The organism is Nocardia sp. NPDC004168, assembly GCF_040610355.1.
In the GTDB taxonomy this organism is placed as follows: domain Bacteria; phylum Actinomycetota; class Actinomycetes; order Mycobacteriales; family Mycobacteriaceae; genus Nocardia; species Nocardia sichangensis.
The window spans coordinates 178,411-200,612 of record NZ_JBEXME010000013.1 but is presented as its reverse complement, the minus strand read 5'-3'; the positions used below and the strand labels follow the sequence as shown (position 1 = coordinate 200,612).

12 protein-coding genes are annotated in these 22,202 nt (G+C 70.1%); 5 read left to right on the top strand and 7 right to left on the bottom strand.

Going from position 1 to position 22,202, the window contains the following annotated elements; all coding sequences use genetic code 11:
• Positions 1-398 (top strand): ABC transporter ATP-binding protein (locus ABZW96_RS23390; protein ID WP_355077675.1); only part of this gene is annotated, 398 nt, incomplete at its 5' end.
• Between the two features lie 108 nt (positions 399-506).
• Here the strand turns inward: ABZW96_RS23390 and ABZW96_RS23385 are convergent.
• Both ABZW96_RS23385 and ABZW96_RS23380 read right to left on the bottom strand, forming a co-directional pair.
• Positions 507-812 carry a hypothetical protein gene (locus tag ABZW96_RS23385; RefSeq protein WP_355077673.1) on the bottom strand — a complete coding sequence of 102 codons (306 nt, stop codon included), beginning with the start codon at positions 810-812 and terminating at the stop codon, positions 507-509.
• A 172-nt stretch (positions 813-984) separates the two neighbouring features.
• Positions 985-1,575 (bottom strand): HdeD family acid-resistance protein, encoded by a 591-nt coding sequence (locus ABZW96_RS23380; protein WP_355077672.1) that lies wholly within the window; start codon positions 1,573-1,575, stop codon positions 985-987.
• 213 nt (positions 1,576-1,788) lie between these two features.
• Here ABZW96_RS23380 and ABZW96_RS23375 point away from each other — a divergent pair, with 213 nt between their 5' ends.
• Positions 1,789-2,775, top strand: a complete 987-nt coding sequence (locus ABZW96_RS23375) for a glycosyltransferase family 9 protein (protein ID WP_355077670.1) — start codon at positions 1,789-1,791, stop codon at positions 2,773-2,775.
• 30 nt (positions 2,776-2,805) lie between these two features.
• Here ABZW96_RS23375 and ABZW96_RS23370 read toward each other — a convergent pair whose 3' ends face one another.
• On the bottom strand, positions 2,806-3,126 hold the full coding sequence (locus ABZW96_RS23370; RefSeq protein WP_355077669.1) for a metalloregulator ArsR/SmtB family transcription factor: 321 nt from the start codon (positions 3,124-3,126) through the stop codon (positions 2,806-2,808).
• Positions 3,127-3,309: 183 nt separating this feature from the next.
• Between ABZW96_RS23370 and ABZW96_RS23365 the strand changes: the two genes are divergently transcribed.
• Both ABZW96_RS23365 and ABZW96_RS23360 read left to right on the top strand, forming a co-directional pair.
• Positions 3,310-4,026, top strand: a complete 717-nt coding sequence (locus ABZW96_RS23365; RefSeq protein ID WP_355077667.1) for a M23 family metallopeptidase — start codon at positions 3,310-3,312, stop codon at positions 4,024-4,026.
• A 307-nt stretch (positions 4,027-4,333) separates the two neighbouring features.
• Entirely contained in the window at positions 4,334-5,395 is a 1,062-nt protein-coding gene (locus ABZW96_RS23360; RefSeq protein WP_355077665.1) for a hypothetical protein, read from the top strand.
• Here ABZW96_RS23360 and ABZW96_RS23355 read toward each other — a convergent pair.
• The gene (locus ABZW96_RS23355; protein WP_355077663.1) at positions 5,367-5,687 is read right to left on the bottom strand and encodes a hypothetical protein; all 321 of its coding nucleotides are present in this window, start codon (positions 5,685-5,687) and stop codon (positions 5,367-5,369) included. The two genes, ABZW96_RS23360 and ABZW96_RS23355, sit on opposite strands and share 29 nt — an antisense overlap.
• Before the next feature lie 243 nt (positions 5,688-5,930).
• Between ABZW96_RS23355 and ABZW96_RS23350 the strand changes: the two genes are divergently transcribed.
• Positions 5,931-6,266, top strand: a complete 336-nt coding sequence (locus ABZW96_RS23350) for an RNA polymerase-binding protein RbpA (protein ID WP_355077661.1) — start codon at positions 5,931-5,933, stop codon at positions 6,264-6,266.
• A 75-nt stretch (positions 6,267-6,341) separates the two neighbouring features.
• On the opposite strand, the gene ABZW96_RS23345 is transcribed toward ABZW96_RS23350, so the two are convergent.
• From ABZW96_RS23345 to ABZW96_RS23335, 3 genes are all read right to left on the bottom strand, one after another.
• The gene (locus ABZW96_RS23345; RefSeq protein WP_355077700.1) at positions 6,342-7,124 is read right to left on the bottom strand and encodes an ABC transporter permease; all 783 of its coding nucleotides are present in this window, start codon (positions 7,122-7,124) and stop codon (positions 6,342-6,344) included.
• Between the two features lie 89 nt (positions 7,125-7,213).
• Positions 7,214-8,206, bottom strand: a complete 993-nt coding sequence (locus ABZW96_RS23340) for an ATP-binding cassette domain-containing protein (protein WP_355077659.1) — start codon at positions 8,204-8,206, stop codon at positions 7,214-7,216.
• Entirely contained in the window at positions 8,203-21,840 is a 13,638-nt protein-coding gene (locus ABZW96_RS23335; RefSeq protein ID WP_355077657.1) for an amino acid adenylation domain-containing protein, read from the bottom strand. The genes ABZW96_RS23340 and ABZW96_RS23335 overlap by 4 nt, the downstream gene beginning before the upstream one ends.
• Between the last annotated feature and the right edge of the window lie 362 nt (positions 21,841-22,202).

The following is a 22,202-nucleotide window of genomic DNA, read 5'->3' as shown; positions in this document are numbered from 1 at the left end:
CTCTGCCGCAGGGACTGGAGACTCCGGTCGGCCAGCGCGGCGAGGCCTTGTCGGCGGGTGAACGCCAGCTCGTGGCCTTGGCCAGGACCGCACTGGTCGATCCGGATCTGCTCGTCCTCGACGAGGCCACCAGCGGCGTCGACGCGGGCACCGACGTGCGGGTGCAACACGCGCTGGCGCGCCTCACCCGCGGCCGCACCACCCTCACGATCGCGCATCGGATGCACACGGCCGAGACCGCCGATCGGGTGCTGCTCTTCCACGAGGGCCGAATCACCGAGGACGGCACCCACACCGAACTGCTCGAACGCGGCGGGCGCTACGCGCGCCTCCACGCGGTGTGGGCACGCGACACCGTGTCGCCCTCACAACGGATTCCCACCGACGTCGGCGGGTGATCCGGGGCGCGGCAGGCGATCACGGAAACGGCCGAGGCGGTCGCACCACACCGACGAAGTTCGTGCGATGGGTGACGCCACGCCTCGGCCGCCATTGCGACGAGCGGCTCAGCTGACGGAGACGCTGCCGCCCTTGGGCAGATACCCGATCTTCTCCACGGGCAGCTCGCCGACCACGGAACCGGTGCAGTCCCTTCCGGAGTACAGCGTGACGGCACGATCGGTGCTGTTGACGACGGTGATCTGGAACGTGGTGTAGAAAAGTCCGTCGGTGTTCAGGCAGCCCACCGGATCCGCGTGCAGTTCGCCGTTGATCCCCAGCGTGCCGACCGCGGCCTGCGCCGTCCCCGCCGACAGCATGGCCGCGGCCCCCGCCAGGGCCAGCGCACCGACAAACCCAGCAGTACGAATCATTCGTGCCTCCAGTTCTTTTCGATGTCGACCAACCCCGAAGCCGACTTCTGGTGAAAATGCGCCTGTGATTCTGTCACGAGTTCCAGCAGGAGGGAACCGCGCTGGTCAGGCGCACGCGAACACGGCACTGCCCGGCCGGGCACCGGTGGCGCCCCGCCGAGCGGGCTCGTGATCAGGCGACAGCGCCCTCGGCGCGAAGGGCTTTGACCTCCCGGCGCACCCCGAACGCCACGATGATCTCCATGAGGCCGACGATGATCAGCCACACTCCGGCCAGGACGGCCAGCGTGGCCACCGACCGCACCGGCCAGACGATCAGCACGACACCGGCCGCCGCGGTGACGACCCCGAAGAGGACCTGCCACCAGCGTCCCGGCATCTCCGGTTCGGAGATGCCGGCCACCAGCAGCGCGATCCCGCGAAACAGCCAGCCGATGCCGATCCACAACCCGAGCAGCAGCAACGAGGCCAGTTCGTCGCGGAAGCAGAACACGCCGATCACGATGGACAGCACGCCGATGATGAACGCCAGCACCCGCAGGCCGGTGCTCGCCGGTGCGCCGAAGGCGGCGACCAGCTGCAGGAAGCCGGTGACCACCAGGTAGATGCCGAAGACGATGCCCGCCGCCGCCAGAGTGATGTCGGGCCAGACCAGGATCAGGATGCCGAGGATCACCGCGAAAACGCCGGTAAGCAGGATGGTTTGCCACGCACGGCGGGCAAGAGACTGCAGTGGACCCTCTACCACGCTGTTTGTCGTCATTCACTGATGCTATAGCCGCTCCACATGAGTTCTCTGGACATTTGCTGAGTGGGATTTCCCGCGGTTTTCCGGTAGGCGCGACAACGTTGCGCGGTGTTCACGTTTCGCTGTTCGAACGTCCGGGTAGTTATGCCTTAGTGACTCTTCGTTGGCGCCCCTGGGCTGAACGGGTGGGTCGGGGTTCGGTGAGACTCGGGTGGCTAGGAGAAGAGGGTGGCGGTTCTGCTCGTGTTGCAGGCGCGTGGGCTGGGTGATCTACTCACCGCGGTCCCGGCTCTACGTGCGCTGCGCCGGGCCAAACCGCACGATCGCATCGTTTTGGCGGCACCGCTGCGACTCAAACCGATCGTCGACCTGATCGCCTCGGTCGACGCCTTGATGCCGACCGCCGATCCGAGCGGCTTCCGCTGGGACGCGCCTCCCCCCGAGTTGGCGGTCAACCTGCACGGCTCGAGCGCCGAAAGTATCGTCACGCTGTCCAAGACTCGGGCCGAGCGCATACTCACCTTCCGCAATCCCGCGTTCCCCGAGTTGTCCGGCCCGGAGTGGGAACCGGACATGCACCAGGTGGACCGTTGGTGTCGCCTGCTGGAGTACGACGGCATCGGCGCGGATCGCCGCAACCTCGGACTGGTTCCGCCGGTGTCGACGACCAGCCGCCGCGACTGCGTGGTCGTGCACGTCGGCGCGGGCGCACCGGCTCGCCGCTGGCCGGCGGACCGGTTCGCCGCCGTCGTCCGGCACCTGCTCGCCATCGGGCGAGAGGTGGTTCTCACCGGGGACGAATACGAACGCCAACTCGCGCTGGGCATCGCCGCGCGGGCAGGCCTGCCCGTGGGCCGGGTGCTCGCCGGGCAGCAGAACCTCATCGATCTGGCCGCCACCGTCGCCGAGGCGGCCCTGGTGATCTGCGGAGACACCGGCGTGGCGCATCTGGCCACGGCGTTCGGCACCCGCACCGTCCTGTTGTTCGGCCCGACGCCCCCGCGGTGGGCGGGTCCGCCCGCGCACCTGCTCGGCAGGCACGCCGTGCTGTGGACCGGCCACGTCGGCGATCCGGACGCCGACACCCCCGACCCCGGTCTGTTGCAGATCGGCGTCACCGAGGTGATCAACGCCGTCGACAAGCAGCTGAGCAAGCGCAATTGGCCCGGCACGGGTACCGACCGCCGCAAGACGGCGTATCGACGCGTGGGATGACAGGCGTTCGGTGCGGTCGCACCGCCGCGGTCAAGCGTTCGCCGTCGCGGCGGTTTCGAGGGCCGCGGAATAGGCGGCGATCGCACTCGGCCAGAACTGCTCGAGGTAATCGCGGGCGTCGGCGAGACCGCGCGGGTCGAGGGAATACAGCCTGCGGTTGCCGTCCGGCCGCATCATCGCCAACCGCGCCTCGCGCAGCACACGCAGATGCTGTGAGACCGCCGAGCTGGTCACTCCGAGTTCTCGAGCGAGTTCGCCGACCGAGCGCGCGGCCTGCGGCAGGGCCTCGAAGATCGCGCGGCGGGTCGGGTCCGCGAGCGCCGTTAGGGCACGAACTCCATTAGTCGCCACTCACACAGTCTGCGCACCCAGCTTTTCTCCGGTCAACTATCGACACGGCATCGTCTTCCCAGCTCGCATGGGAATCCGGCGCCTTTCGTCACCTTTCTGTGACCGGCGAGCTGGGTTTTTGCCCGGCGGTGATGGTTGCCACAGGATTGCGAATGCCCGAGACGGCTCCCGTACGTTCGACGCATGCCCGTGACCTTTCCGTTACCGATCCGCCGCGCCGCGACGCGGTTGCGCCGTGATCGCGCCGCCGCCCGCGTCGTCGCCGCCGCCGCGGTCGTCACCGCCTCCTTCGGCATCCTCGCCGCGGCGCAGCAGGACGAGGACACCGACGCGTCCGCCCGTCTCGTCGCGGGGAAGATCGCCTCGGGCGAGATCCGCCCGGCCGAGGGCATGGCTCGATTCGCCGTCTTCACCCCGCCGACCGGTCCGGCGCCGCAGGCCGCCCCGATGCCCGCGCCCTCGGACGTGAACCGCATCGCGCAGAACTTCGCGCGCCCCATGACCGTCCGGCCCGCAGCGGGCGTGCTCACCTCGAATTTCGGCACGCGCTGGGGCGCGATGCACGCGGGCCTGGATTTCGGTGACCCGCTCGGAGCTCCGATCGCCGCGGTCACCGACGGCGTGGTGATCGAGGCCGGTCCCGCTTCGGGCTTCGGCCTGTGGGTGCGCGTGCAGCAGGACGACGGCACCATCGGCGTCTACGGCCACGTGAACGACATCCTCGCCACCGTCGGCCAGCAGGTCCGCGCGGGCGACGTCATCGCGACGGTCGGCAATCGTGGCTACTCCACCGGCCCGCATCTGCACTACGAGGTCCGTCTGCCCGACGGCACGCCGATCGATCCGCGGCCCTGGCTGGCCGGACGCGGCATCGACGTCGGGTATGCGCAGGAGGACTGATCTCGCGAACGGACCCGGCGACAGCGCCGTCGCCCGCGAGGGGCCGCGAACGCAATGACGCGTTCGCGGCCCGCTTCGTCTCTCCAAGCGGGCCGGGCACGACGGGCACGACGGCCCGCGATCTCGCCGCGGGATCACATCGTGTGAGCCGACCGGACGAGCTGTGACAGCGAGCCGGGGCACGAGCTATGCGGCGGCATGTGCGTCTGCGGTACCGACCGATCGTGTCGCCCGATACCCGGGTACTAGGCGCGAATAGCGCCGCGGCGGGACGCCCTCCGGCGTCCGTGATTTCTACGTTCGGTCCATGTCCACAACATATTTCGCCACCGCGCCCGAAGACGGGTCGCGGGCGAGCGCGAAGACGGCGACGCGCGGGCGACTGCATCGGCCACTGCTGGGCACGGTCGCCGCGATGACGGCGCTCGTCCTGTTCTCCCTCGCGGCGATGCCGATCGACGACCGCACGCTGCTCGGCGAATCGGTCTGGCTCAAGCCGATGAAATTCGGCCTGGCGTTCGCGCTCTACAGCCTCACCCTGGCGTGGCTGCTGTCGTTGCCGCACAAGGGCAGCCGGGTCACCTGGTGGCTGGGCTCGGTGTTCGCGGTGACCGGATTCATCGATGTGGGATTCATCGTGCTGCAGGCCGCACGCGGCACGTTCAGCCACTTCAATACCGAGGACGACCCGGTGAACTCGATCGGGCAGATGGTCTTCGCCTCCGGCGTGCCCGGCCTGTTCCTGGCCAACCTGCTCATCGTGCTGATCTTGTCCTGGCAGCGTTTGGTGGACCGCCCGACCGCACGCGCTGTCCACGCCGGACTGGCACTGGCCGTGGCGGGCATGGCGCTGGGTTACCTGATGGGCTTCACCGGCAAGCAACTCGTCCGCGACAGTGACGGACGAATCGTCGAATTGGCCGCCGGGCACACGGTGCTGTCCGGCGCGGGCGATCTCGCCGCGCGCGACGCCATGCGCGGCATGCCGATCACGCACTGGAGCACGGTCGGCGGTGACCTGCGCGTTCCGCACTTCGTCGGGCTGCACGGCATCCAGGTGCTGCTGCTGGTTGCCGTCGCGCTCGCCTGGCTCGCTCCCCGGTACCGCTGGCTGCGCCCCGAACGCGCCCGCTCGGCCGTCGTGGGTGTGCTCGCGGCGGGCTACGCCGGCCTGCTGGCGCTGGTCTTCTGGCAGGCGATGCGCGGCCAGTCGCTGGTCCACCCGGACACCGCCACCTGGTCGGCGGGCTGCGGACTCGCCGCGACCGTCGTCGCGCTGCTCGCCGCGGCGTATCTACGCCACCGCGACCGCGCCGCACACCCGGAACCGGCGGACCCGGTCAGCGCAGACGTTCCGCGTCACGGGTGAGCGCGACCAGCGTCTTGCCGAGCACGGCCAGCTCATCGGGCGTCGCCCCCTCCGCGATGGCGGTGGCGACGTCCTCGGCGGCGCAGCGGGCAGCGAACCAGCGATCGGCCAAGTCGGCGGCCTCCTGGGCACTGAGTACCACCGCGTCGTCGGGAATCCCCGTTCCCTTCAGACTGTTGCGGTGTTCGTAGGCGCGTTGGCGACAGGACTGGCGGCAGTACCGGCGACGGCGGCCGGCCTCCGATTCCACGATCTCCCGCCCACACCACTGGCAGGACAAGCGGCGCGACATGACGCAGAACACTAATAGCTCGCCATCCGCGGTCCACTCAGCGACCCCCGGCGAATCACCCGCCATCGGGCGCGACGAGTCCTGTGCGCCGCGGGCACTACAATGGAACGGTTCACCGCGGCCGCGTCGGGAACTATCGGCGCAGGCCCGATCGTTGTACATCAGGTCCGGCGGGTGCCCCGCGCACCCGCGCGGACACGGTCGCAGCGCACGAAGACTCGAGCACACAGGGAGAGGCACACCATGGCAGATCGCGTACTCCGAGGCAGTCGGCTCGGAGCGGTGAGCTACGAGACCGATCGCGACCACGACCTGGCTCCGCGTCGGATCGCCCGGTACCGGACCGACAACGGCGAGGAATTCGACGTTCCCTTCGCCGACGACGCCGAGATCCCGCCGACCTGGCTGTGCCGCAACGGCCAGGAGGGCGTGCTGGTCGAAGGCACCAGCCAGGAGACCAAGAAGGTCAAGCCGCCGCGCACGCACTGGGACATGCTGCTGGAACGCCGCAGCAAGGAGGAGCTCGAGGAGTTGCTCAAGGAGCGCTTGGAGCTGCTCAAGACCCGCCGCCGCGCCTGACGGTTCGCGAATACGGAAACGGCCGCCGCATCGTCCGGATGCGGCGGCCGTTCGCTGTGCGCGTGGTCGTGCGGGTCAGTGACTGGCCACCTTGCGGTAGCGCAGCAGCGCCAGCGGCACGGCCACCACGAGGATCGCCACCGAGCAGGCTGCCGCGTATTCGACGCTGTGGTCGGCGGCCCAGCCGCTGGGCGGGACGAAGGTGGGCGGCGAGTCGTTGTCGAACAGCTTTCGTCCCGCCGCCGAGACCGCGGTGATCGGATTCCACTCGGCGATCGTGCGCAGCGGACCCGGCAGCGTCTCGGCCGAGATGAACGCCGAGGAGATGAACGTCAGCGGGAACAGCCAGATCAGTCCGGCGCTCTGTGCCACTTCGACGGTCGGCGACATCAGGCCCGTCAGCGCGCCGACCCAGGACATCGCGAAGGCGAACAGCAGGATCACCGCGAACGCCAGCACGGCGTCGGAGACGCTGCCGTGGATGCGCCAGCCCACGATGTACCCGCACCCGACCATCACCGCCAAACTCAGGATGTTGACCACCAGGTCCGACAGCGTGCGGCCCATCAGCACGGCCAGCCGCGACATCGGCAGCGCGCGCATCCGGTCGATGATGCCCTTCTGCAGGTCCCCGGCCAGGCCGACCGTGGTGAACGCGGCGTTGAACGCCACCGTCTGGGTGAAGATGCCCGCGAGCAGGAATTCGCGGTATTGGCCGCCGCCCAGCGAGGCGCCGAAGATGTAGGCGAACAAGAACACGAACATCAGCGGTTGGATCGTGGCCGTCACCAGCAGCGTCGGCACGCGCAGAATGGTGAGCAGATTGCGGTGCGCGACGATCGCGCTGTCCCGGAACAACCGCAGCCGCGGGGCGGAATTCGGTTGCGTCATGGCCTTTTTCGGCTCCTGTTCCGCCTTCGCGGCGGCCTCCCCAACGATTGCCGTGCTCACGACATGATCTCCTCTTGTACGTCGTCGGTCTCCGGTTCCGTGACGGTCGCTCCGCTCGGTTTGCCGGTGAGGGAAAGGAATACGTCATCGAGGCTCGGCCGGTGCACGTTGGCGTCGACCACGCAGACGCCCGCGTCATCCAGCCTGCGCAGCGCCTCCACCATCGTGCGCGAACCGTCGCCGACCACCACCGATACCTCGTCGGTACCCGCCTCGTGGCCGGGCTCGCCGACGCCGACCTGCGCCAGCACGGCCAGCGCGGGCGCGGCGGCCTGTCCGGCGGCCAAGGTGACGGTGAGCCGGTCGCCGCCGATCGAGGTCTTCAGTTCGTCGGCCGAGCCGCGCGCGATGACCTGCCCGTGATCGATGACGGTGATGCGGTCGGCCAGCAGGTCGGCCTCTTCCAGATACTGCGTGGTGAGCAGCACCGTGGTGCCGTCGTCGACCAGGTCGCCGATCACCCCCCACATGTCCAGTCTGCCGCGCGGGTCCAGACCGGTGGTCGGCTCGTCCAGCACCACCACGGTGGGCCGGGCGACCAGCGCGCCCGCGAGGTCCAGCCGCCGGGCCATGCCGCCGGAGTAGGTTCCCGCTCTGCGGTGCGCGGCGTAGTCGAGCCCGAGGGCGCCGAGCAGTTCGGTGGCCCTGGCGGTCGCCTGCCGCGGCGACATCCCGTACAGCCTGGCCACCATGCGCAGGTTCTCGTAACCGGACAGATTGGCGTCGACGGCGGCGTACTGGCCGGACAGGCCGATCCGTTTGCGCGCCGCCGCGGGATCGCGCAGTACGTCGACGCCCGCCACGCGCACCGACCCCGCGGACGGCTTCAGCAGCGTGGTGACGATCCGCACGGTCGTCGTCTTGCCCGCGCCGTTGGGGCCGAGCAGACCCATCACGGTGCCCGTGGGAATCCGTAGGTCGATCTCGTCCAGCACGCGGACCCGGCCGTAGTTCTTCACCAGGCCGGTCACTTCCACCGCGAAACTCACCTGTGCGTCTCCTTCGTCTCCAGCCACCTCCGCAGCACCGGCCCGATCACCGCCAGTGCCTCCGGGGTGGTCATCGCGGAGTGCGCGCAGCGCAGCTCGTGGTCGTGGACGGCGCCGGTGACGTACGGCTCCCAGGCGTCGGCGCGCCGGTCGGGATCGGCCCGGTTGATCGGATCGTCGCCCGCGCTGAAGAACAGCAGGTCGCCGTCGAACGGGCGGGGCCGGAAGCTGTGTGCGAGCACGGTGCCGTTGTCGTAGCCCGCGTAGAGCCGCTCCAGATGCTCGACGGTCAGCGCCGCGAACGGTCCGGACCGGGCGCGCAGCAGTTCGGCCGCCTCCCGAAGACTCATGCCGGGATCGATCTCCGCGCCGAGTTCGTCGCTGCCGAACTCCCCGACGATCTCGGCGACGCTCGGCGTCGCCTGGTCGAGCAGTTCGTCGGACAGGCGGTAGCTGTCCATCATCGACAGCAGCGCGACTTCGTCGCCCGCCTCTTGCAACTGCACGGCCATCTCCTGTGCGATCAATCCGCCGAGCGACCAGCCGAGCAGGTGGTAGGGCCCCTCGGGCTGGATCTCCTTGATCGCGGCCACGTAGTGGCTCGCGGCCTCGTCGATCGACGCGTAGCCGTCCTGCCCGGCGGCGTGCGGCGCCTGCAACCCGTACACCGGCCGGTCCCCCGGCAGATGCGCGAGCAATCCCGAGTAGCACCAAGCCAGACCGATCGCCGGATGCACACAGAACAGCGGCGCCCGGCTCGCCGCGGTACCCGGCCGGATCGGCAGCACCGGCGCCAGCATCGCCGCCACCGCGGCGCCCGAGGTCGCGCCCGCGTCGTCCAGCCGCGCCGCGATGGCGGCGGGCGTCGCGTCGCCGAACATCAACTGCACCGGCAGGTCGATGCCCGTCTCCCGCACGTGCGCGACGACTTTCGTGGCCAGCAGCGAGTTGCCGCCGAGTTCGAAGAAACCGTCGTCCGCGCCCACCGACTCCACACCGAGCACCTCGGCGAAGGCCGCGCACAGCGCCTCCTCCGTCGGGGTGGACGGGGCCCGATAGCCCTCACCCGTGGTGAACACCGGTTCCGGCAGCTTCGCCCGATCCAGCTTGCCCACGGGGCTCAGCGGAACCTCGTCGAGCAGCATGATCGATTGCGGCACCATGTAATTCGGTACCAGTCCGGCCACGTGCCCGGTCAGCTCGGCCGCGGTGAGCGACACTCCGTCGCGCGCCTTCACGTACGACACCAGCGCTGTCGCGCCTGCCGGGGTGCGATGCCCGATGGTGGTGGAGAACGCCACCCCGCCGTGGCGCGCGAGCGCGGCGTCGATCTCGCCGAGTTCGATACGGAAGCCGCGGATCTTGACCTGATGGTCGGTACGGCCGACGTACTGGATCTCCGGCGCGGCGTCCGCCGACGACCCGTGCTCGCGCGACCCGGCCCACCAGCGCACCAGGTCGCCGGTGCGGTACATCCGCTCCCCCGGTTTGCCGAACGGGTTGGCGACGAACCGCTGCGCGGTCAGACCAGGACGGTTCAGGTAACCGCGGGCCAGCGCGTCTCCGGACAGGTGCAGCTCGCCGGTCACCCCCAGCGGAGCCGGATGCAGCCGCGCGTCCAGGACCGCCGCGTTGACGCCGCGAATGGGTCCGCCGATGGTGATCGGCTCGCCGGGCGTCATCGGCTGCGACATCACCGTGACGATGGTGGTCTCGGTCGGGCCGTAGACGTTGTAGAGATTGCGGCCCGGCGCCCACCGGGTCACCAGGTCCGGCGGCAGCGCCTCACCGCCGACCAGCACGTGCTGCAACTCCGCGAGGCCATGCGGGTCGACCGTGCCGAGCGCCGAGGTGGTGATGAACGCGTGGGTGATTCCCTCCGCGGCGAAGACCTGCCGCAGTTCGTCGCCGCCGACCACGCCGCTGGGCGTGATCACCAGGGTCGCCGCGCCGCCGAGGGACAGCAGCAGATCGAGCATCGCGGCGTCGAAACTCGGCGTGGCGAAATGCAGCACCCGGCACCCCGGCTGGACGTCGAACCGGTGGGCGGTCTCGGCGGCGAAGTTCGACAATCCACCGTGGGTGACCATCACGCCCTTCGGCGTGCCGGTGGAGCCGGACGTGTAGATCACGTACGCGGGATTGTCGATTCGCAGCGGGGCGAGGCGCTCCGCGTCGGCGATCGGCGCGTCCGGCGCGGCGAGCACCAGGCGGCGGAACGCCGGGTCGTCGAGCACGATCCACTCCGCGCCGTCGGGCAGCTCGCCGCGGTAGCCCGCCAGCGTGATGCCCAGTGACGCACCGGAATCCGACAGCATGTGCGCGATGCGCTGCCGCGGGTACAGCGGGTCGACCGGCACGAACGCCGCTCCGGCCTTGGCCACCGCGAGCACCGTCGCCACCGACTCGATCGACCGCGGGATGCCGAGTGCCACCAGTGTTTCCGGGCCGACGCCACGGGCGATGAGTACGCGCGCCAGCCGGTTGGTCCAGCGATCCAGGGCGTCGTAGGTCACCTCGGTGCCGTCGGCCACCAGGGCGATGCCGGCCCGGTCGACGCTCGCCGCCAGCTCGAACACTTCGGGGAAGGTGATCGGCCGGTCCGGTTTGCCCCCGCGCACCGGAGCCAGCCCCGACCACTCGGCGGGATCGAGCACCTCCAGATCGCCCACCGCGGTGGTCGGGTTCGCGGCGATCGCGGCCAGCAAGCGGGCCAGGCGCTTGCCCAGCCGCTGCGCGGTCGGCTCGTCGAACAGGTCACTCGCGTAGTTCACCGCCACCGTGATGCCGGCCGGATCACGTTGCGGGGTCTGCGTTTCGGTCAGGGTGAATTGGAGATCGAACTTTGCTATCCCGGTGTCGATGTCGGCCGCCTCGATGCGCAGCCCCGGCAGGTCCAAACCGCCGACCGGCTCGTTGCGGACCGAGAGCATCACCTGGAACATCGGATGGTGCGCCTGGGACCTGGCCGGGTTGAGCACCTCCACCAGACGTTCGAACGGCAGGTCCGCGTGGGCGAAGGCGTCCAGGTCGGTTTCGCGCACGGCGTGCAGCAGGTCGGTGAACCGGGCGCCCGGGTCGATCCGCGTGCGCAGCACCAGCGTGTTGACGAACATGCCGACCAGGCGGTCCAGCGCGGGATGACCGCGACCCGCGATCGGGGTGCCGACGGTGATGTCGTCGGTGGCGGTCATCCGGTGCAGCAGCACCGCGAGCGCGGCGTGCAGGACCATGAAGAGGCTGACGTTGTTGCTACCGGCGATCATCTGCAATTCGCGGTGCGTGACCGGGTCCACCGCGCACTCCACGGTGCCGCCCCGATAGGACGGGGCGGGCGGACGCGGCCGGTCGGCGGGCACGGTCAGCAACTCCGGGATGCCGTCCAGGGTGCGCCGCCAGTACTCCAGCTGCCTGGTCACCGCCGAGTCCGGGTCGTCCTCGCTGCCGAGCACCTCCTGCTGCCACAGGGTGTAGTCGGCGTATTGGACCTCGGGCTCCGCCCACTCCGCCGCGCCGCCACCGCAGGCGGCGCGGTAGGCGACGGCGACGTCGGCGGCCATCGGTTCGAGCGACCAGCCGTCCATCGCGATGTGATGCACCACGACGACGAGCACGTGCTCCGCGGGCTCGCCGGTCTGCACCGAGATCAACGCCGCGCGGATCGGAACGGTGGTGGCCAGATCGAATCCCGGTGCGGCGAAACGACGCACGGCGGTCTCGACCTCGTCCGGGCGCACCGTCATCCGCGACAGCGAGATGGCCGCCTCGTCCGGGTCGAGCACGACCTGCGCGGGTGCGCCGTCGGTCTCCGGGAACACCGTGCGCAGGGTTTCGTGTCTGGCTTGCACCGCGTGCAGTGCGGAGACCAGCGCGCCGACATCGAGGGCACCGGTCGTCCGAAGCACGAGCGGGACGTTGTAGGCGCCCGACGACTGCCCGGCGCCCGACCCGGCGTTGAACCGGTTGAGGAACCACAGCCGCCGCTGAGCGGCCGACAGCGGGATGCGCTCGGGGCGCTCCCGGCGCACCAGCGCCGGGCGGTCCGCATCGGACGCCGCGCCCGCGTCCAGCAGCTCGGCGAGCCCGGCGACCGTCGGCGTGGCGAACACGGTGCGCACGGCGAGCCGTACGTTCGTCGCCGCGGCCAGCCGCGCGACGAGCTGGGTCGCCAGCAAGGAGTTGCCGCCGATGTCGAAGAAGCTGTCCTCGGCACGCACGCCGTCGGCCCCGATCAACTCACCCATCACCGCGGCCACCAAGCGCTCCGTGTCGGTCCGCGGCGCACGACCGGGCGAATCCCCGAGCAACTGCGGTTCGGGCAGTGCGCTGACGTCCAGCTTGCCGACCGGAGTCAGCGGAATGGCGTCCAGCACGGTGAGCCCGGAGGGCACCATGTGCGTGGGCAGCCTGCCCGCGACGAAGGCGCGCACCTCCTCGGTGTCCACCCCGGCCGCCCGGTCGGCGGGCTGTACGAACGCGACGATCCGGTCGGCGCCGGCGATGCGGCGCACCTCGGTGTGCGCGAACCGCACCGACGGGTGTTCGCCGAGCACGGTGGTGATCTCGCCGAGTTCGACCCGGAACCCGCGCAGCTTCACCTGGTGGTCGCTGCGCCCGAGGTAGACCAGCTCGCCGGCGGCGTTCCAGCGCACCACGTCACCGGTCCGGTACATCCTGGCGCCCGCGGGCCCGCACGGGTCGGCCACGAAACGCGTTGCGGTGAGCCCGAACCGGTCGAAGTACCCGCGCGCGAGGCCGTGCCCCGCGAGGTACAGCTCGCCGGGAACACCGACCGGCACCGGGCGCAGTCGCTCATCGAGCACCAACGCCCTGGCTCCGCGCACCAGGCTGCCGATCGTGATCGGATCGCCGAAGCGGATCGGGCGGGAGATCGTGATGACCACGGTGGTCTCGGTCGGTCCGTACACATCGCACAGCACACGTCCCGGCGCCCAGCGCGCCACCAGATCCGGCGCAACCGCCTCGCCGCCGACCATGAGCGCACGCAGGTGCGGCAGCGGCCAGCGTTCGTGGTCGATGGTGGCGAGCGCGGCCGGGGTCATGAAGCCGTGGGAGACGCGCTCGCGCTCCAGCAGCGCGGCCAGCTCGTCACCGCCGTAGATGTCGGCCGGGCAGATCACCATCGCCGCGCCCGCGCCCAGCGCGATGAGCAGATCCAGGATCGCCGCGTCGAAACTCGGCGTCGCGAAGTGCAGTGTGCGGGAACGCTCGTCGACGCCGATGCGGTCGCGGATCTCGTCCGCCAGGTTGGACAGACCGCCGTGGGTCACCGCGACGCCCTTGGGCGTTCCGGTCGATCCGGAGGTGTAGACCAGGTAGGCCAGGTCCGCCACCTGGTTGGCGCGCGAGCGTTCGTGGTCGTGGATCGGCGCGTCGTCGTGGCCGTCGAGTTCCGCGGCGAATTCGGGACGATCCAGTAACAACCACTCGATCTCCCGCCCGGCCGGGGCGCCCGCGCGCAGCTGCTCCGCGTGCGCGGTGATCGTGACGCCGGTCGCGCAACCGGAGTCGGCGAGCATGTGCCGGATGCGCTCGGCGGGGTACTTGGGGTCGACCGGGACGAACGTCGCGCCTGCCTTCGTCGCCGCCAGCAGCGCCACCACCGAATCGATCGAGCGAATGAGCCCCAGCGCCACCCGCGTTCCCGGGCCGAGTCCGCGCGCGATGAGTGCCCGCGCCAAGCGGTTGGAGCGCCGGTCGAGCTCGGCATAGGTCAGTGAGGTCGTCCCCGCGCACAGCGCCGTGTTGTGCGGGAACCGCTGCGCGGTGGCGGTGAAGTACGCGGCCAGCGTGCACGGCTCGGCCGCCTGCCCGCCACGCGCCGGGGCGAGTGTGCGGCGCTCGTGGTCGGTACGCGCGTCGACGTCGCGGATCGGCACGCGCGGGTCGGCGGTGACGCCGGTGAGCACGCGCAGGAATCGGTCCGCCAACGTCTCGATCGTCGTCGCGTCGAAAAGTTCTGCGGCGTAGACGAACTCGTAGACGCTGTCGGTCTCGTCCGCGGCGGATCCCGGTGCGCCGGTGTCGTTCGCGACCCGCAGCTCCAGGTCGAACTTCGCCAGCGCGATGTCCAACGGCTCCGCGCGCAACGCGAGGCCGGGCAGTTCCAGCGCGGGCACCGGACCGTCCTGCACACTCAGCGCCACCTGGAACAGCGGATGACGGCCCGTGGCGCGGGCCTCGGCGCCGAGTTCGTCCACGATGCGCTCGAACGGGATGTCGGCGTGCGCCAGCGCGGCCAGCTCGGTATCCCGGTCGGCGCGCAGCAGGTCGGTGAAGCTGCGGTCCGGGTCGACGTCGGAGCGCAGCACCAACGTGTTCACGAACATGCCGACAAGTTCGTCGAGCTTGGTGTCGGTACGCCCCGCCACCGGGGTGCCGATCACGATGTCCCGACCGCCGGTGACACAGCGCAACAGCACCGCGAACGCCGAACGCAGCACCATGAACTTGCTGACACCTCGATCGCGAGCCAGCGCGGCGAGCCCGCGCCGCACCTGCTCCGGCACCGTGAAACGCACCGTTCCCGCCTGCTGCGTCGGCTCCTCCGGCCGCGGCCGGTCATAAGGCAGCGGCAACTGGTCGGGAATGTCGGCCAGCGCGGTGCGCCAGTACTCCAGTTGGGTCGCCGCGACGCTGTCCGGATCGCCTTCCGAGCCGAGGCAGGCACGCTGCCAGAGCCCGAAGTCGGCGTACTGCACCGGAAGCGGCGTCCACGACGGCGCCGCACCCTCGTGCCGCGCCGCGTAGGCGGCGGCCAAGTCCTTGGTCAGCGGACCGAGCGACCAGCCGTCGGCGGCGATATGGTGCAGCACGACGCCGAGCAGGTAACGCTCCGGGGAGGTGCGCAACAGCGACAGACGCAGCGGCGGCTGCCTGGTGAGATCGAAACCGCTGTGCGCCAGAGCTTCCAGCGCGGCCTTCGCGCCGGAATCATCGATGTCGGTGACCACCACCTCGGGCGCCGCCCGCTCGACCGGCAGCACCACCTGCTGCGCGCCGTCGGCGTCCTCGGGGAAGACGGTGCGCAGCACTTCGTGCCGCCCCACCACGTCGGCGATCGCTTCGCGTAGCGCGGGCACGTCCAGATCGCCGGCCACGCGGATCACGAAAGCGATGTTGTACGCACTCGATTCGGGCGCGAATCGGTTGATGAACCACAAACGCTGCTGCGGCAGCGACAATGGAATGCGTCCCGGACGCGGCGTCTGCACCGCCAGCGCCTGCCGCTGCGTCCGGGGCGCTCGGTCCAGTTGCTCGGCGACTCCCGCGACCGTCGGCGCCTCGAAGATCGACCGCACCGGCAGTTCCACACCGAACTCCGCGTGCAGCGCGGCGGCGAGCCGGGTGGCCAGCAGCGAGTTGCCGCCGAGATCGAAGAAGCTGTCCTCGGCTCCGGTCACCGGGCGACCGAGCACCCCGCCGAACACGCCCGCCACGCCCAACTCCAGTGCGGTGCTCGGCGGACGGGACGTCGCCGCGGCCTCGAACACGGGCTGCGGCAACGCCTTTCGGTTCAGCTTGCCCGCGGGCGTCACCGGGATCTCGTCCAGCACCGCCACCGACGCGGGCACCATGTAGCCGGGCAGCCGCTGCCGCGCGGTCTCCAGCACGGCCCGCGCCTCGACCGGCCGATCGGCGGTCACATACGACGCCAGCCGTACCTGACCCTGCTCGTCGGTGTGCACCACGGTGAGCGCGAACCGGATGCCGGGATGCAGGCGCAGCACGTTGTCGATCTCGCGCAGTTCGATACGGAAGCCGCGGATCTTGATCTGATCGTCGGCGCGCCCGAGGAACCGCAGCTGTCCGGACCGCTCCATGACGACCAAGTCGCCGGTGCGGTACATCCGCTCCCCACGCCTGCCGTGCGGGTTGGGCACGAATCGCTGCGCGGTCAGGCCGAAACGGCCGTGGTAGCCGCGGGCGACGCCGGGACCCGACACGTACAGCTCGCCCGGCGTGCCCGGCGGCACCGGATGCAGGCGACTGTCCAGCACGAACAGACGCATGCCACGCACCGGCGCACCGAGCGGCACGGGCCGGCCCGGCCGCATGGGCCCGCTAGCGGTCGCCGCGACGGTGGCCTCCGACGGACCGTACATGTTGTGCATGCGATGCCCGGCGGTCCAGGTCTCGACGAGTTCCTCCGAGCAGGCGTCACCGCCGACGATGACCGTCTCCAGCTCGTCGAGCCCCTCGCTCGGCACGGTGGCCAGCGCGGCCGGTGTGACGAAGGCGTGGGTGACCCGCTCCTCGCGCAGCAGCGCGGCCAACTCGGCGCCGCCGTACATGCCCGGCGGGGCGATCACCATTGTCGCGCCCGCGGCGAAGCCGAGCAGCAGCTCCAGCACCGAGGCGTCGAAGCTGGGCGAGGAGAAGTGCAGCGTGCGCGCCGCGTCCGAGATGCCGAACAGGTAGTTCTGCTCGCCGGCGAGGGAGGCGATACCGGCGTGGGTCACGACGACCGCCTTCGGCGTGCCGGTGGACCCGGAGGTGTAGATGAGATAGGCCGGGTGGCTCACCCGCATCGGGTGGTGCCGCTCGTCGTCGGTGATCGGATCCGCCGAGTGGCCCGCCAGCTCGGCGGTCAGTTCACCCGAGCCGAGGACCAGCCAGTCGACCTGGGTCTTGCGGTGCCTGCCCCGCGTCGCGGGCAGGGCGGGCATGGCGTCGAGGCATTCGGGGTCGGTGATGCCGAGCGTCGCCCCGGAGTCACCGATCATGTGCGCGATCCGCTCGCCCGGGTAGCTGGGATCGATCGGCACATAGGCCGCACCGGTTTTGGCGACGGACCACACCGCGGTGATCGCGTCGAGCCCGCGCGGCAGCGCGATCGCGACGACCGTCTCGGGACCGGCCCCGTGCTCGATGAGCACGCGCGCCAGCGTGTTCGATCGTTCGTCGAGTTCGCGGTAGGTGGTGTCGGCGCCGAGATAACGAACCGCCACCGCGTCCGGCAGCCTGCGCGCGGTGCCGGACAGCAAGGCGGCCAGCGTGATCGACGGCTCGGCGGGCGCGCCCCCGATGGGCACCAGATTCTCGGACTCCCTGCGGTCGAGGATCGGCAGGTCGCCGACCGGCAGCTCGGGAGCGGCCACGCCGCCTGCCAGCACGGCGATGAACCTGCGGGCGAACGACTGCACAGTGGAGTGGTCGAAAACGTCCGTCGTATAGCCGAATTCAGCCGACAGCGGTCCGTCGCCGGAGTCGTCGTGGACGACCAACTGCAAGTCGAACTTGGCGACGTCCGAGGCGATCGGCAGCACCGCGGCGCGGACCCCGGGCAGCTCGATCCGCAGATCCGGCGCGTGGTCGTAGGACAGCATCACCTGGAACAACGGATGCCGCGACGGAGAACGCTCCGGGTTGACCACCTCGACCAGCCGCTCGAACGGTACGTCGGCGTTGGCGAAGGCGTTGAGGTCGGTCTCGCGCACCACGTCGAGCATCCGGTCGAACCCGGCCGCCGGGTTGACCGCGGTGCGCAGGACGAGGGTGTTGACGAACATGCCGACCAGGTCGTCGAGCGCCGGATCGGAACGACCCGCGATCGGGGTGCCGATCGCGATGTCACCGCTCGCGCACAGCCGCGACAGCAGGGTCGCCAGCGCCGCGTGCAGCACCATGAACATGCTCACGCCCCGGCCGGCCGCGAGTTCGACCGCCGCGCGGCGGATCTCGGCCGGAATGGTGAACTCGACCCGGCCGCCCACGGTCGACCTGCGCAGTGGGCGCGGGCGGTCCAGCGGCAGATCGAGTTGCTCGGGGAGCCCGGCCAGCGCCGTGCGCCAGTGCGTGAGCTGACGGCTGAGCGCGCTGGCCGGATCGGACTCGTCGCCGAGCAGCTCGCGCTGCCAGAGGGCGAAGTCGGCGTACTGCACCGGCAACTGCGTCCACTGCGGTTCCACGCCGTTCGCGCGCGCGGCCACCGCCGTCATCAGGTCCTTGGCCAGCGGTGCGATGGACCAACCGTCACCGCAGATGTGATGCAGCACGACGAGGAAGACGTGGCGCTGCGGGCCGGTGCGGTAGAGCGCCACCCGGATCGGGGCTTGGCTGCGCAGATCGAAGCCGTACCCGGCATACTCGGTCGCCAGGTCCGCCACGTCGGCCGCTGTGACATCGATCGGGTCGAGCGTCAGCGGGATCGCCTCGGCCGAGTGGATCAGTTGGTAGGGCCCCTCCGGCGACTCCGGGAAGGTGGTGCGCAGGCTCTCGTGCCGTTCGATGACGTCCACCAGGCCCGCACGCAACGCGGCCACGTCCAGTGGGCCTTCCACCTCCACCGCGAGCGGCATGTTGTACGCGGCGGCGTGTTCGGAGAACCGGTTCAGGATCCACAGCCGCTGCTGCGCCTGCGACAGCGGGATCCGCTCCGGTCGTTCGGCGGGCGTCAGCCGCGGCGAGGCGACGTCGGTGGTCTGCATGGCGAATCGCCGGGTGAGCGCCTCGATCGTCGCCGACTCGAACAGGTCACGGATGGTCAGCGCGGTGCCGAGGGCGGCGTTGATCCTGGATACCGCCCGCGCGGCGATGAGCGAGTTGCCGCCGAGATCGAAGAAGTTGTCCTCGATGCCGACCTCGGTGTCGAGCACCTCGGCGAAGATGCCCGCGAGCACCCGCTCGACCTCGGTGCGGGGTTCGGCGATCGGCCGGATCGACCGCGTGCCCGGCGTGGGCACGGGCAGCGCCTTCCGATCGATCTTGCCGTTGGCGCTCAGCGGCAGCTCGTCGAGCTCCATCAGCGCGGACGGCACCATGTAGCTGGGCAGCGTGCGCCGCAGTGCGGTCAACAGCGCGGCCGTGTCCAGCGGGGCATCGTCGTCGTCCTGCTTCGCCGCGACCACGTAGGCGACCAACTCGTCGCCCGCGCGTCCGGTGTGCGCCACGCATACCGCGCGAGCCACCTTCGCGTCCTCGAGCAGTGCGGCCTCGACCTCACCGAGCTCGATGCGCAGGCCACGGATCTTGACCTGGAAGTCGCTGCGGCCCAGGTATTCCAGCACGCCCGGCTCGGCACCGGAGCGGCCGATCTGCCAGCGTGCCAGGTCACCGGTGCGGTACATCCGCGCGCCGGGAGTGAAGGGGTCGGCAACGAATCGGTCGGCGGTCAGCCGCGGCTGTCTCAGGTAGCCGCGGGCCAGCTGGACTCCGGCGAGATACAGTTCGCCGACCACGCCGGGCGGAACGGGCTGCAAGCGGTCGTCCAGCACGTAGGTCTGGGTGTTCCACACCGGCGAGCCGATCGGCACGGCGGCGGCATCGGGTGGGCACGCCCAGTAGGTGACGTCCACGGCGGCCTCGGTCGGACCGTACAGGTTGTGCAGTTCGGCGGCGGGCAGCGCCGCGTAGAACTCCCGCACGGCGGCGGCGGGCAGCGCCTCACCACTGCAGAACACCCGGTGCAGGCAGGCGCAACCGCGTAGATCCGCCTCGGTGACGAACACCGATAGCATGGACGGCACGAAATGCGCTGTGGTGATGCCTTTTTCGGCGATGACCCGGGCGAGGTACGTCGGGTCGCGGTGCCCGTCGGGGGCGGCGATCACCAAGCGCGCGCCGACCTGCAAGGGCCAGAAGAACTCCCACACCGAGACGTCGAAGGTGGCCGGGGTCTTCTGCAGCACCGCGTCGTCGCGGCCGAGCGGATACTCGTGCTGCATCCAGCGCAGCCGGTTGACGATGGCGGCATGGGTCACGCCGACGCCTTTGGGCTTTCCGGTCGACCCGGAGGTGAAGATGACGTAGGCGAGGTGGTCGGGGCGCAGCGCGCCAGTGCGGTCGGCGTCGGTGACCGGCGCGTCGTCGAATCCGGAGAGCCGCGCGGTGTCGATGTCCAGCCGGGTGACCGTCGCGGGCAGCTCCACGTCGTCCCGGCTGGCGGTGAGCACGCACAACGGCTCGGCCTGACGCACGATCTGCGCGATCCGCTCGGCCGGGTGCTCGGTGTCCAGCGGCAGGTACGCCGCGCCCGCTTTCACGATCGCGTACATGCCGACCACCAGGTCGAGGCTGCGGCGCAGGCACAGGGCGACCGTCGTATCGGGCCCGGCGCCGCGCGCGATCAAAAGCCTGGCCAGGCGGTTGGCGCGGCCGTCGAGTTCGGCGTAGGTCAGCGACTCGTCGCCGAACTCGAGTGCGATGGCGTCCGGATCGGACCCGACGCGTTCGGCGAAGAGGCTCGCGAGGGTGCCCTCCTGCCGGAGCGCGGCGGTGGCGTTCCACTCGTGCAGGACCTGCTCGCGCTCGGCGTGGGTGATCGCGCCGAGCGACTCGGCGGGCACCGTGGGATCGGCGGCCAGGAAACGGCCGAGGAAGTCCAGATAGCGTGCGTGGTGCACGCCGACTTCGGCCTCGCCGTAGAGGCGGGGATTGGCTTCGAAGTCGATGTGCAGGCGGCCACCCGCGCCGTTGTAGACGTTGACCGAGAGGTCTTCCACCGGGCCGGTGGCCAGCACGTGCATGGAGCCGACCAGACTGCCGAAACGCAACTCGTCGTGGAACAGCATCAGATTGACCATCGGGCCGAAGAATCCGCGCGCGTCGCGGGAGTAGCCGCTGTCGCGCCGGATGTCGTCGTGCCGGTAGCGCTGATGCCGCAAGGCGCCGGTGATCTGCAGCTCGGCCGCCTTCACCAGGTCGCCGATCGTGGTCGCCTCGTCGAAACGCAGCCGGATCGGCACGACGTTGGAGATCACGCCCGCCGAGCGGCGCAGCGACACCGTGGTGCGCGCCGAGACCGGCAGGCTCAGCACCACGTCCGCGTTGCCCGTCACCGAACGCACGTAGGTGGCCAACGCCGCGACGAACATCGCCGAGTCGGTGGTGTTCCACGCGCTGGTCGCCGCGTCGATCGCGGCATGCTGCTCGTCGTCGAGCACGGCGGTGGCCAGCCTGCGGCCCGCGTCGTGGGTGGCGGCGCCGAGCCGGGCGCCGCCGAGGCTCACCGGCTCGCCCACGCCCGACAGCTGCCCGGCCCAGTACTCGCGGTCACTCTGGAAACGGCTGGAATCGTGGTAGCGCGCCTCGTCGGCGTAGATCTCGGCCAGCGGCGTCGCCCGCGACGCGACCGGCTCGGTCCGGCTCTCCAGCGCGGTGTAGATCTCCGCGGTACGGGTGAGCGCGTTCATCGCACCGTAGCCGTCGATGACGATGTGGTGGGCGAACGAGTACCAGATGTAATGGGAGTCCCCGATCCGCAGAACCGCGTTGGAGGTCAGCGGATCGCGTTCCAGATCGATCGGCGAGCTCGTGTGTTCGTGCATCCAGCGCAGCGCCGCGGCGCGCGGGTCGGCCTCGCCGCGCAGATCGATACGGCGCCAGCCGGGCCGTGTCACCGGGTCGACGATCTGATACGGAGTGCCATCTATTTCCAACAGGCGCACTTGACCCACCTGGGTCTCGGCGCCGAAACGCTCGATCGCGTACAGCAGCCGCCCCTCGTCCAAGTCACCGTGGATCTCGACGTACTGAGAGATCGTGAGCGGTACGTCGGGGCGAATCCGCTGCGCGTACCAGAGAGCTGTCTGCGCGGGTGACAGAGCAAACGGTTGGGCCGAGAATTCGCCGGATGAACATTGGTCGACGCGATCCGTGGCCAATGAACTCATCAATCACTCCGTTCTGCCGCTGTTGACGCAACTCCCCGAGCACCGCCCCAGCAAGCGCACGCGCGCCAGCCGTAGGACGTAATCCACGCCCTATGATTCGGAGCGTCGCATCAGCCGGATTGCCGACGTTTTGGATTTGTTTCACATCCAACGTCCTTGGCAGAAGGCCACTTTGGTTGGTTACATTTCCGCAAACATTGCGACTCAACTAGGTCGAACCGAAGCAAAACGGGCCCTGACCAGACTGTTCGATGCTACTCCGCAGATCGCTTCAGTTGTCTGGCGAACGGCGCGCAACTTTACTACGCACCTTCGTTTTCGGGGCGGTAGGGGCGAGAACAAACCGAGTGTTCGGTAAAAGC